The 14,588-nt window shown below is 69.5% G+C and carries 7 protein-coding genes; 3 read left to right on the forward strand and 4 right to left on the reverse strand.

Annotated features, from left to right (window positions below):
• Positions 1 to 76 precede the first annotated feature (76 nt).
• Both FRAQA3DRAFT_RS09465 and FRAQA3DRAFT_RS09470 read left to right on the forward strand, forming a co-directional pair.
• The gene (locus FRAQA3DRAFT_RS09465; protein ID WP_009738832.1) at positions 77 to 1,348 is read left to right on the forward strand and encodes a PP2C family protein-serine/threonine phosphatase; all 1,272 of its coding nucleotides are present in this window, start codon (positions 77 to 79) and stop codon (positions 1,346 to 1,348) included.
• A gap of 146 nt (positions 1,349 to 1,494) precedes the next feature.
• The gene (locus tag FRAQA3DRAFT_RS09470) at positions 1,495 to 6,777 is read left to right on the forward strand and encodes a diguanylate cyclase (RefSeq protein WP_009738833.1); all 5,283 of its coding nucleotides are present in this window, start codon (positions 1,495 to 1,497) and stop codon (positions 6,775 to 6,777) included.
• A gap of 122 nt (positions 6,778 to 6,899) precedes the next feature.
• Here the strand turns inward: FRAQA3DRAFT_RS09470 and FRAQA3DRAFT_RS09475 are convergent, their stop codons facing one another.
• The gene (locus tag FRAQA3DRAFT_RS09475; RefSeq protein ID WP_009738834.1) at positions 6,900 to 8,420 is read right to left on the reverse strand and encodes a PstS family phosphate ABC transporter substrate-binding protein; all 1,521 of its coding nucleotides are present in this window, start codon (positions 8,418 to 8,420) and stop codon (positions 6,900 to 6,902) included.
• Between the two features lie 666 nt (positions 8,421 to 9,086).
• Between FRAQA3DRAFT_RS09475 and FRAQA3DRAFT_RS09480 the strand changes: the two genes are divergently transcribed.
• Positions 9,087 to 10,580 carry an MFS transporter gene (locus tag FRAQA3DRAFT_RS09480; protein ID WP_009738835.1) on the forward strand — a complete coding sequence of 498 codons (1,494 nt, stop codon included), beginning with the start codon at positions 9,087 to 9,089 and terminating at the stop codon, positions 10,578 to 10,580.
• Between the two features lie 265 nt (positions 10,581 to 10,845).
• On the opposite strand, the gene FRAQA3DRAFT_RS09485 is transcribed toward FRAQA3DRAFT_RS09480, so the two are convergent.
• Genes FRAQA3DRAFT_RS09485 through FRAQA3DRAFT_RS09495 form a run of 3 tightly spaced genes read right to left on the reverse strand, consistent with a single transcriptional unit; the run spans position 10,846 to position 14,551 of the window.
• A complete protein-coding gene (locus FRAQA3DRAFT_RS09485) occupies positions 10,846 to 12,609 on the reverse strand; it encodes an ABC transporter ATP-binding protein (protein ID WP_009738836.1) in 1,764 nt (587 codons plus the stop codon).
• A gap of 2 nt (positions 12,610 to 12,611) precedes the next feature.
• Positions 12,612 to 13,532, reverse strand: a complete 921-nt coding sequence (locus FRAQA3DRAFT_RS09490) for an ABC transporter permease (RefSeq protein WP_009738837.1) — start codon at positions 13,530 to 13,532, stop codon at positions 12,612 to 12,614.
• Complete coding sequence (locus tag FRAQA3DRAFT_RS09495) at positions 13,529 to 14,551, reverse strand: ABC transporter permease (RefSeq protein ID WP_009738838.1); 1,023 nt, start codon at positions 14,549 to 14,551, stop codon at positions 13,529 to 13,531. The genes FRAQA3DRAFT_RS09490 and FRAQA3DRAFT_RS09495 overlap by 4 nt, the downstream gene beginning before the upstream one ends.
• Positions 14,552 to 14,588: the final 37 nt, after the last annotated feature.

The following is a 14,588-nucleotide window of genomic DNA, read 5'->3' on the forward strand; positions in this document are numbered from 1 at the left end:
GGCGGGGTGTCGACGTGACCGGTTGACGCCGTCCGGTCAGGCTCGCACAGCTGTGAAGGGCCGGCGAGGACAGAGGGTGGCCGCGGTGGCAGGCGAACGGGACTCCCGCAGGGTCACGGTGGATCGGTCGGAGGGGTTCGGTGAGCGACTGCTGGCTCTGCTGCTGGACCGCGCTCACGAAATGCCGCCGCAGCTGATCGCCCCACTGGTGGCGGAAGAGGTGAACAGGATCGGCGGTCGGGACGTCTCGCTCCTGCTGCAGGACCATGAGCAGCTGATGCTGACGCCGCTGCCGGGTGGGAACCTCGCGATCGGGGAGCCAGAGCCGATCGACGACTCCCCCGCCGGCACGGCATTCCTTCGCGCGACGACCGTCGCACATCCGCTCGCCGACGGTGTACGGATGTACCTGCCCCTGCTGGACGGCAGCGACCAGGTGGGGGTGCTGGCCCTCACCCTCGACACCGTCGATGACGACCGCCGGTTGCTGCGGCGCCTCTCCGGCCTCGTCGCCGACATGCTGGTCACCAGGAGCAACTACACCGACCAGTTCTTCCAGGCCCGCCGCCGCGAATCGATGAGCGTGGCCGCGGAGATCCAATGGTCGCTACTGCCCCCGCTGAGCATGCTCACCCCGCAGGTCGCGGTAGCCGGCATCCTCGAACCCGCCTACGACATCGCGGGTGACAGCTTCGACTACGCCCTGAACGACGACGTACTGCACGTGTCCATCATCGACGCGATGGGTCACAGCCTGGACGCCGCCGTACTGGCGACGGTCGCGATCGGCGCCTACCGGCATGCCAGGCGTGCCGATATCGGACTTGCCGAGCTGTACATGTCCATGGACGCGGCCATCAACAGGCAGTTCGGACCCGACCATTTCGTCACGGCGCAGATGATGCGTCTGGATAGCGGAACAGGTCACCTGCAATGGGTCAACGCGGGTCACCCACCAGCACTGCTGATCCGCGGCCATCAGATCATCCAGGCACTGGAGAGTCCGGAAACCCTGCCGGTCGGCTTCGGTGGTGACATACCGCAGATCAGTGAGCAGACACTCCGGCGCGGGGACCGCGTGCTGTTCTTCACCGACGGCCTCATCGAAGAGCATGAAACCGGTGGAGAACAGTTCGGCGAGGAACGCCTGATCAACATGGTCGAGCGTACCCGAGGTAGAGATGTGCGGGAGATGGTACGGGGACTGTCCCATGCGCTGATGCGGGAACGGCGCGGAATCACGACCGACGACGCGACCCTCTTCCTGGTCGAGTGGCGCGGGGGCACCGCCGACCATCCCGCCAGCGCGGATCTGGAGCCACGGAGCCAGGTAGCGCAGCCGACCTGAACCGGGCCCCCGCGCGGATCTTGGTGGTCGTCGCGAGGCGGGCTCGACATGCGATCACCCGCATATCGCGAGACAGTCACCTGGTCCGGGGCGAGTGGGTACGGAACGCGACAGGTCGAGTGTATGCGCGGACGAGGTGACGCTGTGTGGCTCAGGTTGAGATACCCGGCGTCCTGATCCGGGAGGAGCTGGGGCGCGGTGCCTACTCTGTAGTGTACCGGGCGGAACGGGAAGGTCGGAATTATGCGGTGAAGGTCCCGCTTCGAGCGGTGGCGCGAGACGAGAGTGTGGTACGCGCATTTGCCCGCGAGGCAACGATCCTGGCCTGCATAAACCAGCCGAACATAGCTCGGGTCCGGGCCGCCGGACATACGGCGGATCACCCGTTTCTCATCATGGACCTGGTCGAGGGAGATTCGCTGAAGTCGCGGATCGCCGCCGGGCCGCTCGGGGTCGCCGAGACCACCCGGGTAGCGCGGGACGTGGCGTCGGCGCTGTCCGAGGCGCACCGGCGCGGCCTGGTGCATCAGGACGTCAAACCCGCCAACATCATGATCGGACCGGATGGGAAGGCCACACTGCTCGACTTCGGTCTGATGACCCGGGCCGGCGGGCAACCGCAGGACCGGGCCGTCGGCACGGTCCTCTTCGGCGCCCCGGAGCAGACCGGCATGCTGCGACGGCCGGTCGAGCCACGCTCCGACCTGTACGCCCTCGGTGCGGTCATCTACACCTGCCTGGCCGGCTCGCCGCCGTTCGAGGCCGGCGACACCGCCGAACTACTCCGCCTGCACGCAGTCGCGACGCCCCGTCCACTGACCCAGGTGCGCGCGGACGTTCCGGCGCAGCTCGCCGCGGTCGTGGCTCGGCTGCTGGCCAAGGACCCGGACGACCGGTACCAGTCGGCACTGGACGTCGTCGCCGCGCTGGCGCCGCTCACGCCCGGCGTGGCCGGCCCCTCGCAGCCGACGGGCGGCAGGGCGGCGGCAGCAGGAGCATCCGAAACAGACACGCGGGTCCGGTGTCGGCACATCGGACGCCGCAACGAACGGGCAGTGCTGCGGCAGGCGTGGACGCGATGTCTCGCCGGGGAACGCGGAGTCGTGACGGTCGTCGGGGAGGCCGGCGCCGGCAAGACCTTCCTCATCCAGGACCTGCTCGCCTCGCAGGGCACGGCGGACGGACCGGTGATCCTGCGCGGGCGGTGCGCCGCGAGCGTCTCCGCCCCCCTGGCGCTGCTGCACGATCTGATCGACGGCTACTTCCGCGGCCTGGCGGCCGTGCCCGAGTCACGACGGCGGGACCTGGTCGCACGAGCGGTGTCGGCCGCGGGTACCGATGCGGCGCTGCTCGCTCGCGTGCACCCGCTGCTCGCCCGCGCGCTGGGCGTGGACCGCGCGGCCGGCGAACCGGAGGCGGGCGAACCGCGCTTCCGCTCGGCCGCGGTCGGCTTTCTCAGCCGGCTCGCGATCCGCTCCCGCGGAATGGTCATCTGGGTGGACGATGCCCATTGGCTGGGTCCGACGGACCGGCGGGTCCTCGAGGACCTCACGGCCTCGACCGACCCCGCGCCGCTACTGATCATCAACTCGACCCGGGACCCGTCGCTGCGCGTGGCGGCCGGATCCGCCACCGCCTGGGACATCACGCTTGGGCCGTTGAACGAGCACGAGGTCGCGGAAGTGATCCGCGACTATCTCGGCGAGATCACCGACCGGGCCTTCGCGCGGGATGTCTCCGTGCGGTCGTCCGGGAACCCGCTGGCCGTGGCCGAATACGTGCGTGCGGTGATCGACGCTGGGCTCGTCCGTCCCGACTGGGGTCGCTTCACGCTCGATCGGACCGGCCTCGACTCGCTGCCGCTGCCCGAGGAGGTCCTCGACCTGATCCGTCATCGGGTGAACGCGCTCAGCCCGACCGCCGCGTCCGTCCTCGGGGTCGCCGCCGTGATCGGCCGCGGCTTCGAGCTGGCGTTGCTGACCGCCGCGAGCGGCCGGACCAGCGCCGCGATCTCGATGGCGACGGCCGAGGCCGAGGCGCATCAACTCGCGGCCTGCAGCCGGAACGGGACCTGGTCCTTCGTCCATGACTGCGTCCACGAGGCGCTGCTGTCGACCATGAGCCCGCAGGAGCGGACGGCCGCGCACCGCCGCGTCGTCGAGGTCCTCGACGCCGACAGCGCGCGGGCGGACGGCCGCCCGTACGAACTGGCCCGGCACGCGATCGCCGGGCAGATCGCCCCGGACCGCCGCTTCCGGTTGACGGCGGCCGCCGCGGCAGCGGCGCTCGCCACCCCGGCGCCCTACGAGGCGGTGGCGTTCTACCGGGCCGCGCAGACGGCGGCGGACGAAGCCGGCCTCGAACCCGACGCCGATTTCGAGGAGGGTTTCGCCCTGGCCTCCGCGCGTACGCTCGCGCCCGCGGACGCCCGGACACATTTCACCCGCGCGCTTCGTTCGCAGTCCGACCCGCGGCGGCGGGCGCGTGCGTTCCTGGAACTGGCCGGGGTCGAGTTCGCCGAGTTCCGGACGGCCGCGGCGCTGGAGTACGTCCACCGGGGCCTGGCCGAGATCGGCCGCGGAATACCGGCCAACCCCGCGGCGACGGCGGCCGTCAGCGTGGGCCGCTGGGCGGTGGGAATGGCCTGTCGACGGCCGTGGACGGGCTTCGGCCGGGCCCGGGGCGACCGCCGGGAGCTGCACGAGATCCGCTGTCGGCTGTATGAGATCGGCATCCTGAGCGAATGGGTTTCCGGACGGGTCGGTCCGATGCTGGCCTTCATGATGTCGGCCGTCGGCCCCAGCCAGCGGCTGGGCTCGGGCGAGGAGTACCTGCGCACTCACGGGTGCTTCATCCTCGTCGCGGCGGACTTCCGGCGCGCTCGGGTGGTGGAGCGCGGGGTGACCCGACTGCGGGATCTCGTGGCGGACAGCGATGATCCGGTGCTGCGGGCGGAGGCCTTCCTGTACACGTCCGCGGCGCTGCTGTTCCTCGGCCGTAACGTCGCGGGTGAGCGGGACTCCGAGGACACGTTCCGGCGCGCCTCCCGGTGGATCGAGACCTTCTTCTTCACCAGCAGCTACTCGATCCTCGTGCGAAGCCTCGCGCTGCGCGGACATGACCGGGAGGCGTGGAACAGCTGCGAGATCAGGCCGCATGGTGATCGTGTGCAGGCGGACCTCGCCACCCTGCGGGCGAGGCTTGCACGCACTCTGCGGTACCCTCCGGTTCCACATCCCGGGCTCGGCGCGCTCGACGCCGAGCCCGAGGCGGAGCGGCTACGCCGCTACCTGATCTGTAGCGACGTCGCCGAGCTCGAGATCGAGGACGACGAGTTCGGTCCGGCCTTCGACGCCGCGGTCGAGGCCGGCGACGCGGTCTTCCTTCATCCCTGGCGAGTGCCCGGGTTCTTCCGGAAGTTCTGGATCACCAAGGCGCGAGGCCGACTGGAGCAGGCGCGGGCCGCCCCGCCCGGACCGGTTCGAGCCCAGCGCCGCCGAGCCGCACAGCGAGCGCTGCGCGAGGCCCGTTCGGCGGGGGCCTACCCGCCGTTCGCCGCCGACCTGCGGATACTGCGAGCCATCGACCGCCAGCTCGCCGGCGACCACGCCGGCGCGCTCGACCTGCTGGACGCGGCGGAACGCACAGCCCGCACGCTCGACCTGCCTCGGGTCCGCTTCGACGCCCTGCTGGAACGCGCCCGCTGTCTGCGAGCGCTCGACGAGAGCGATCGCGCCTCCATCGAAGCAGAGCTGGCGGCGAAGGTGGCCGCGCGGTACGGCTGGATCGGACGGGAACACAAGGTGTACCGCGAGTTCGAGCTGACCGAGCGGGGACTGTCGTTCGCGGAGGCAACCGGCGCGGCGTCACCAGCCACCGCCTCCAGGGACCGGCGCCGTCTCGACGCGGTGCTTCAGGTGAGCGCGGCGGCCGGGCGGGAGACGACTCCGGAGTCCGTCGCCACCGTGGCCCTCGACGAGATCATCTCCATTCTCGGCGCGGACCGGGCGCTGTTGCTGCTCCCCGACCCGGCCGACCGCGAACGCGACGCTGGACGGCTCCGGCTCTACGCGGAGCGGCACGCCGAACAGGACGATGACCTCGGGCCGGACGAGGGGGTGCGCGGCATCGCCACGACCGTCGTGGAACGCGTCCAGGCCGAGCAGCAGCCGCTGGTGGTCACGGGCACGGACGAGGGTGCCGCACTCGGTTCCCAGAGCGCCGTCCAGTTCGGGCTGCGCAGCATCCTCGCCGCGCCGGTTCCGTTCGACGAGGGACGAAGCGGCGTCATCTACGTGGACAGCCGGGTCGCCAAGGGACTGTTCAACGAGGAGGACGCCCGGATCCTGATCACGTTGGCCAAACAGGTGGGGCTCTCGCTGAGCATGGCCGAGGCGGCCCGGTTGCAGGCGGTCGTCGCGGCGGAACGCCGTCAGCGGGACCTGGCCGAAACGATGCGCAACGTCACGCTGCAGGCGACCTCGACGCTGAACACCCGGGAGATCCTCGGGCGGGTGCTGGCGGCGGCCAGGCACGTCCTGCCGTTCGACGTCGCCTGGGTGCTGACCCGGGTGTCCGGAACCGTCCGGATCACCTCGGCCCACGGCGAGGTGGCGGACAGCGTCGTCGGTACCGAACTGCGCCTTGCGGCCGGCGGGCCCATCGCGCGTGCCTTCGACCGCCACGAGGTCGTCGCCACCGACGACACGATCGAGCTGCCGGGCGGAGGCCAGGCGGCCCGCAGCTGGCTGGCCGCGCCCGTCCCGCTACGTGAAAGCGTCGAGATGGTGGTCGTGCTCGCCTCCCGGACGCCCGACTGCTACCGGGAGACGCGGATCCAGATCGCGCAGACCATGATCGACCAGGCGGTGATCGGCTATCAGAACGCGCGGCTGTTCGAGAAGGTACAGCGCCATGCGGCCACCGACCAGCTCACTGGTCTGGCCAGCCGGCGACATTTTCTCGAGCAGGCCGAACATGCCTTCGCCGCCCATGCCGCCGCGGGCCGGCCGGTGAGCGCGGCGATGATCGACATCGACCATTTCAAGCGGGTCAACGACACCCATGGACATTTCGTCGGGGACGAGGTCCTGACGGAGGTCGCCCGGCGCATTCGGCTGGCGTTCCGCGAGGAGGACATCATCGGTCGGGTCGGCGGTGAGGAGTTCGCCGTGCTGATGTCCGGGCCGGTGACAACCGCCGAGGCACTCGGGCAGAGGCTACGGAACGCGCTCGCTCAGGACCCGATAGACACCTCGGTCGGGCCGCTCGACATACGGCTGAGCGTCGGCCTCACCCCGCGGTCGTCCGGCGACACGAGCCTGCGTGACCTGCTGGCCCGCGCCGACAACGCCCTGTACACGGCCAAGCGTGGTGGGCGCGATCGGGTCGCCGTCCAGGTCGGCCGGACCACCGCGGCGTCGGGGTGAAACATCCGCCGGCGCGGCTGATCGCCGACCGGGCTGCCGGGGGGTGGGGCGGGGAAGAGGCGCAGCTTGTCGTGGCCGGGTTGTCGACCGATCACCCGCTCGACCTCGTCGGCGGTGGTCGGTTACTGCTGGCAGCGTTCGAGGTTCTCCGGTTTGTAGCACGGCGGGTGCCCCGAGTCCTCCATCACGTCCTGACCACGTCCTCGTGTCAGGTAGTACAGGAAGCTGGAGGTGAGGGAGTCGGACGACGGCTTGCCGTAGGTATAGGCGTACTCGATCCCCGTGAAGGGGTAGGCGTTGCTGCCGTGGGCCTCGAGCGACGGCGCCCGGCCATCGATCTCCAGGATGTGCAGACCCTGGACGGCGGTGGCGGTCTGCAACTCGCTGTAGCCGATGGCCCCTGGCTGCTTGGCCACGGTGCTCAGCACCTGCTTTGTGTCGCGGCGTTCACAGCGTCGGAGACCGGCCTGAGCGACGTCTGGCTCGCAGCCCGCGACGGTGACTTCCCTTTCATTCTTGACGCCAAGGACACGCTGGTCAAACAGGCGACGGGTACCGGACGAGTCGAACCGACTCACGACCAGGATAGGGCGGTCGACGAGACCGCCGACCTGGTTCCAGTTGAGGATGTCACCCCGGAAGATCTTCCGTATCTGATCTACTGTAAGGCTCCTGACCGGCACATCGTCGTTCACCACCAGCGCGAAAGCGGAGACCGCGACACGTTCTTCCCTCATTTCTTGCGCGAGGTTCTCCGTCCTGGAACCATCAACAATGGTGATCAAGGCACTGTTGCCGCCGGCGTCCTTCAACTGCTGAAAGCCCTCATTACTACCCTGCGCGTCCACTGTAATCGTTGAATTCGGGCAGTCCGACTGGTACCTTTTGGCGACCGCCTTCATGACCTCGGAGAAGCCCGTGGAGCCATTGACCGTTAGCTTTCCCGTGGCGCATCCGATGGGCGGCGGTGCGTCCTCGGAAATGAGGATGATGCCTGCCAACCCGATGACGCAGAGGGTGAGCAGGATGGTGATCCAGCGGGCGGGCCTGCTGAACAGGGGCGGCTTGTCGTCGACCGGAATGCCCCGGTTGGGCCGCACTATGCCTTCCCGGATTCCGCCGACGACCCGAATATCGCGCCCGACGCGGCCGCCGGTGAGCAGCACGAGCAGCTTGTAGTGCTGGCCGTGGTTCAGCGGGACGCGGGGGAGATAGATCGTGTTGTCCTCGTGCCGCATCCCCCCGGCGGGAGTGAAGTGGTCCATCAGGTGCTCGTCATCGTGCGAGGTCGTGACGGCCATCCCCCTGACGGTCCGGTCCGTGAAGACGGCGGTGAGGCCGTGGACGTTGCGGCCGGTGTAATCGGATTCGGCGATGCTCTCCGCGCCGTAGTTCTCGATGCGGAGGAGGGCGAGGGTGGCGTCGGCCATATCGGGGAGGTCGTTGAAAAGACCAGACCGGATGTTCTCCTGACCCGGTCCCCCTCGGTTGTCATTGCCGATGGGGATGTCCATCTGCACCCGGTAGCCGATGCGTCTACGGCGTGGTACCCGGCGCTCATACCAGACCGCGGCGAAGGACGCCACCAAGCCGAGCAGCGCGGTAAGTACGGCAATGACGTTCCCGGCATTCAACCAGTCCACGCTTCACCTCAAGCCCCCGCATATGCGGCCGAACCGGCGTGACAGTTCAGTCACCATAAGGGGCGACAGCGGAAGCAGGGGCTCCTTCCCGGCCCGATCGTCAGGTATTCGCCGAATGTTTACCGGATCTTCGATTTCCTGCGGGGTCGTCGGTATCGCGAGGGCGAAGGCGTTCGACCAACCACGGAACCGATCGGCGTCCTCCTCCGGCACACCGGGCAGTTTGCAGATCACCCGCACCGGTAGCTGGCAGCAGAACGAGTCGACGATGTCCGTCGGCGACCCGGCGATGCGGGCGCCGGTGACGCGACTTCCTACCGAGCACGGTCAGGGCCTGCTCGCCGATCGCGGTCAGGAACGAGGTGAAGACCCGTCCTTTCCGGTCCCGCGGCGGGCCTGGCGGCGACCGGTCCGGCAGGCTGCCTGCCCCGGCAAGTCACTGTTCCGGCGGATGCTGGGCCCGGCCGTTCACGGACGGCCTAGCAGGGTTTCCACTCTGTGAGCAACCGAACGCTTGCCAAGCGGAAAGATCTTCCGTATCGTGGAGCAGTCCGAAACGGAAACGGATTCCCATTCCATGGGCCTGGCGGTCGTGCCGGGCGGCTGGATCTCGAGATGGCCCGCCGGGTCCTCCCCGCCGGGGCGCGTCCTGCTCGAAGGATGAGGATGAGTGCTCAGGAACTGAACGCAACCACGACACGGGTCGCGGCCCGTGTCGCCGAGGCTCCGTCGGAGGAGCACCGCAAGCGCCGCCTGAAGATCGCACTTGGTGTCATCGTTACCTGCCAGATGATGGTGATCATCGACGCGACGATCGTGAACATCGCGTTGGCGAGGATCCAGTCCAGCCTGCACTTCTCCGCCTCGAGCCTGGCCTGGGTGCAGAGTGCCTACTCGCTGGCCTTCGGTGGGCTGCTCCTGTTGGGCGGACGAGCGGGCGACGTCTTCGGCCGGCTGCGGCTGTTCATCGGCGGGTTGGCACTGTTCACCCTTGCCTCGCTGGCCGCCGGTCTCGCGCCCACTGCGGGCGCGCTGGTCGCCGCCCGTGCCGCGCAGGGAGTAGGGGCCGCGTTCGCTGCACCGGCGTCGCTCGCCCTGCTCGCCACCAACTTCACCGAAGGCCCCGAGCGGCAACGCGCCCTGGGTGTCTTCTCCATGATCGCCGGCCTCGGGCTGACGCTCGGGCTCATCCTCGGCGGGCTGCTGACGACGGCCTCCTGGCGGTGGGTGTTCGTCATCAACGTTCCGGTCGGCATCGCGGTCATCGCGCTGGCCCGGCCATTCCTGAACGAGACCCCGCGGCATCCGGCCCGGTTCGACGTGGCCGGCGCGATCGTGTCAACGGCGGGGATGACGTCGCTGGTGTACGGGTTCATCCGGGCCGCCTCGGACGGTTGGTCGGACAGCCTGACCGTCGTCACCCTCGCCGTCGGCGTCGTGCTCCTTCTGGGGTTCCTGCTCATCGAGGCCAAGGCCGAGCAGCCGATTATGCCGCTGCGGTTGTTCGCGGAACGGCTGCGGGCAGGGGCCTACACCAACATGCTGCTCATGTCGGCGGCGATGGGAAGTTTCTTCTTCTTCTTGTCGATCTTCCTGCAGAAGGTGCTCGACCTCAGCCCGCTGCGCGCCGGCCTGGCGTTCCTGCCCATGGCCCTGGTCCAGTTCGGCGGCGCGCGCACGGCGCCGAAACTGGTCGCGCGATTCGGCCCGAAGACCATCACCGCGGTCGGCACCGCGTCCGCGTTGGTGTCCGCTGTCTGGCTGACCCAGCTGGACGGCGCAAGCAGCTACCCGGGCGGCGTGGTCGGACCGCTGATCCTGCTCGGCCTCGGGATCGGGCTGGCTTTCATGCCCCTGAACATGGTCATCCTCGCCGGGTTGCCGCTGCGGGACACCGGGTCCGCCTCCGGGCTGCTGCAGTGCCTGCAACAGATCGGGCTCGCCGTGGGGATCGCCGTTCTCACCACGGTGTACGGCACATCGCTGCGCAATTCCGCCGATCATCCAGACGCCGGCCTCAATCCACAGGCCCAGGTCCACCATGATCTGGCCCACGGGATCGCGACCTCCTTCTTCGTGCTGGTCGCCTTCATCGCGGTCGCGTTCGTGGTCGCCGTCTTCGTCTTCAAGAACCGTAAGCCCGCGGCTGCCGGCACCTGAGCCACGGCCGGCACCACCGCCGGGCCGTCGCCCCGGCCCAGCGGCGAGCAACACATGGGCCACCAGTAGCAGCAGCGCTGAGGTGTCCCGATCTGGCCACGCGGCCGACCGGGACACCTCAGCGCACCGCTGATTCCTGCCGTTCCCCGGCACCCCTCGAACCACCGTGTGCCTGCGCCGCGGTGCACCGGGCCGCCGTGCGGACGCGGACCGGGTGCCCGGGGACGAGCCGCCCGGTCACCGGCACGTCGGCGGATCCTTGGATCTATCCGGGTGAACCCGCGCCGGACCGGCGCGCCCCACCTGGAATAGCAGCCAGTAGTTCCTTGGTATACGCGTCCCGCGGGTTTCGGAAGATATCGTCCGTGGGCCCCTGCTCGACGAGACGGCCGGACCGCATGACACCGACGAGGTCCGAGATCTGTCTGACGACCGCGAAGTCATGGGAGATGAACAGGTAGCTCAGGGTGAGCTCATCCTGGAGATCAACCAGCAGCTGCAGGATCTGGGCCTGGACCGACACGTCGAGCGCGGAGACCGGTTCGTCGAGGATGATCAGATCAGGCTTGAGTGCGAGTGCTCGGGCGATCGCCACCCGTTGTCGCTGGCCGCCGGAGAGCTCCGCGGCCTTGCGGTGAATCGTCCCCGCCGGGAGAGCGACCTGGTCGAGTAGCTCGGCCACTCGCGCGCGCTGCCCCGCCTGGTCACCCGCCTTGAACGCGCGCAGCGGCTGGGCGATGATCCGTTCGACGCTGAACCTGGGGTCGAGCGAGGAGTACGGGTTCTGGTACACGACTTGGACGCGGCGCCGTAGCCGGCGTAGCTGGTCGCCCTTCCAGTCCGTGATGTCCTTGCCGTCGAAGACGATCCGGCCGCTGGTGGGTGTCTCCAGCCTGAGTACCAGCCGCGCGGTGGTGGACTTTCCGGACCCGGACTCGCCGACGAAACTGTAGGTCTGTCCGCGTGGCACTGCGAAGGAGACGCCGTCGACCGCCGTGATCCGGTTGGTGCCCCGGGACCTCGCCGGCTGGTCGAAGTTCTTCACCAGGTCGTGGGCTTCCACGAGTGGCGCAGTGCCCGGCGGTGGCACGGGCGGTGGCGTGTTCGGCTGCGTCCTCGCGGCCTGCGCCGCATCCCCCGGCGGGCCCGGGACGCGGGCGCCCGACCGGGTCGGGACCAGCCGTTCGCTGGTGAGGCTGGGCGCCAACGCCAGCAACGACCGGGTGTACGGGCTCTGCGGACGGTCGAAGACCGTACCGACCGCGCCGGCCTCGACCACCCGCCCGTGGCGCAGGACGATGACCCGGTCGGCCCGGTCGGACGCGATCGCGAGGTCATGGGTGATGAACAGGACCGACGTCCGGTCCTGGTGCGTCAGTTCCTGAAAATGGTCCAGGACCCGCCGCTGAACCGTCACGTCAAGCGCGCTGGTGGGTTCGTCGGCGATGACCAGCCGTGGCCGGCAGGCGAGCGCCATCCCGATCAACACCCGCTGCCGCATCCCGCCGGAAAGCTGGTGGGGATACTGCCGGGCCCGCAGCCGTGGGTCGCTGAGACCGGCGCGGGCAAGGATGTCGACCGCCAGGGCGGGGGCGGACCGCCGGTCGGCGAGGCCGTGCCCCACGAGAACCTCGGAGATCTGGCGGCCGACCCGCTTCACCGGATTCAGGGAGACGCCCGGGTCCTGCGGAACGAACCCGATTCCCACCCCCCGTACAGCGAGCAGCTTCCGGTCCGACAGCCCGACGAGGTCCTGACCCGCGAACAGCACCCGGCCCCGCCGGACGGAACCGCCCGGCGGGAGCAGGCCGATCACCGTGTGAGCGATGGTGGACTTACCGGAACCGGACTCGCCGACCAGCGCGACGACCTCCCCCGGGCCGACGTCGAAGCTGACCCCGCGGACCGCGTCCACCACCTCCGAGGAGCGGTAGGAGACGTGCAGGTCCTGGACCGCGAGAACCGGGCTCGACTCCGCGGTTCCGGCGGCCGCGGACCGGGACGGTGTCGCCCGTTCTGGAACACCCACCGCTACCGGCTCCTTTCATCGCCGAGAGCCCGGCTGATCCGGTTGGCGGCCAACACGGTGGCGATGACGACCAGGCCGGGCAGGGTCGTCAGCCACCAGGCGGAGTCCAGGAAACGACTTCCGTCGGAGACCAGCGAGCCCCATTCCGGTTGCGGGGGGGAAGCCCCGTAGCCGAGGAAGCTCAGCGACGACACCGCGAGAATGGCCGTCCCGAACTCCAACGCGGCAAGCACGATGACCGATCCGATCGCGTGCGGCAGGACATGCTGCCGCAGGATCGACGGTCGGCGGACGCCGGCGGCGACGGCGGCCTCGACGAAGGTCTCGGTTCCCGCCCGGAAGACGTCCGACCGCATCACCCGGGCGAAGTTGGCGAGCGAGGCGATCCCGACCGCGATGGCGACGTTGACCGTGCCGAACCCGAGCGCGGTGACCACGGCCAGGGACAGCAGCAGGCCCGGTATCGACATCAGCACATCGACCAGCCGCATCAGCAGGTCGTCGGTACGACCGCCGACGAACCCGGACACGAGCCCGATGGCCGAACCGAGAAAGAACGCGATCGTCACGGCGATGGCGGTCGCCTTCAGCGACAGCGCCGAACCGTGGACGACCCTGCTGTAGACATCACGCCCGAGGTTGTCGGTGCCGAACCAGTACTGCCGGCCCGGCGGGTGCAGCTTGTCCCGGGGAACTCCGGCCAGCGGGTCGTGGCTGGTGAAGGCATCCGGGAACAGCGCCCAACCCAGCACCACGGCGACGACGAGGATCGACAGCGCCAGGCCCGGCCGCCGGACGAAGAACATCACCCGCTGTCGCCGACGCGCGCCGCGGCCATGGGCGGCGGGTGGGGTGGTCGCGGGCGGGTCATCGCCGGCGGGCGCGTCCTGCTGCTCCGGCCGCCCGCTCACCAGCTCCGTCATTCCCTGCTCCCCTCCAGCACCGCCGGCTCGGCCGAGCCCTGGGAGAACACCGGCAGGTCCGGTGGCACCCCGCCGGCGCCGGCCGATATCCGCGTGATCCTCGGGTCCACCAGGGGATAGATGACGTCGACCGCGAGATTGACCAGGACGAAGGTGACCGCCGAGAGCACCACGAGCCCTTCCAGTAGCGGTATGTCCTTGGCCAGGACCGCCTCCTGGGCCAGCCGGCCGATACCTGTCCGGGAGAAGATGGTCTCCACGATCACGGCGCCGGCCAGCATCTCGCCGACGGTGACACCGGTCAGCGTCAACGCCGGCAGCGACGCGTGCCGCAGCGCGTGGCGGAACTGGATGTGCCGCCGGGACATGCCCTTGGCCCGCGCGACGTCGATGAAAGGCTGCTGCCAGGTCGCCTGCAGGCTCTTGGCGAGGATCTGGGCGATCTTCGCCCCGGTCGGAACGGCCAGAGTGACGGCCGGCAGGATGAGCGACCGGACCCCCTCGTTTCCGGTGGCGGGCAGCCAGCCCAGGCGAAACGACAGGAGCTGCAACAACAGCAACCCGAGCCAGAAACCCGGAATGGAGACGCCGAGCGGGGGCAGGGAAAGCAGCATCTGCCGCCAGGCCGGCCGCTGTACATAGGTCGCCGCGACGGCAAGGGCACCGCCGAACACCAGCGCGGCGGTGAACGCGACGACGGTGAGGGCCAGGGTCTGGGGCAGCGCGTCGGCGATCAGGTGGGTGACCGGCGAGCCGGTCGGTACCGACCGGCCGAAGTCGCCGTGCAGCGCCCGCCACAGCGCATGACCGTATTGCGCCGGAACCGAGCGGTCGAAACCGTACTCGGCGCGTAACGCGGCGACGGCGGCAGGGTCGGCGTCCATATGGCTGCCGTTCGCCTCGAGGGTCATCTCGACCGGGTCGCCCGGCAGGAGATAGAGGATGATGAAAGCCGCGGTGAAGGCCGCCCAGATGACAAAGATTCCCTGGCCCACCCGCCGCGCCAGGTACCGCCTCACCGGACGCCCCGCGGCCGGATTACGGTGCCGTCGCCGA

The organism is Frankia sp. QA3 (assembly GCF_000262465.1).
In the GTDB taxonomy this organism is placed as follows: domain Bacteria; phylum Actinomycetota; class Actinomycetes; order Frankiales; family Frankiaceae; genus Frankia.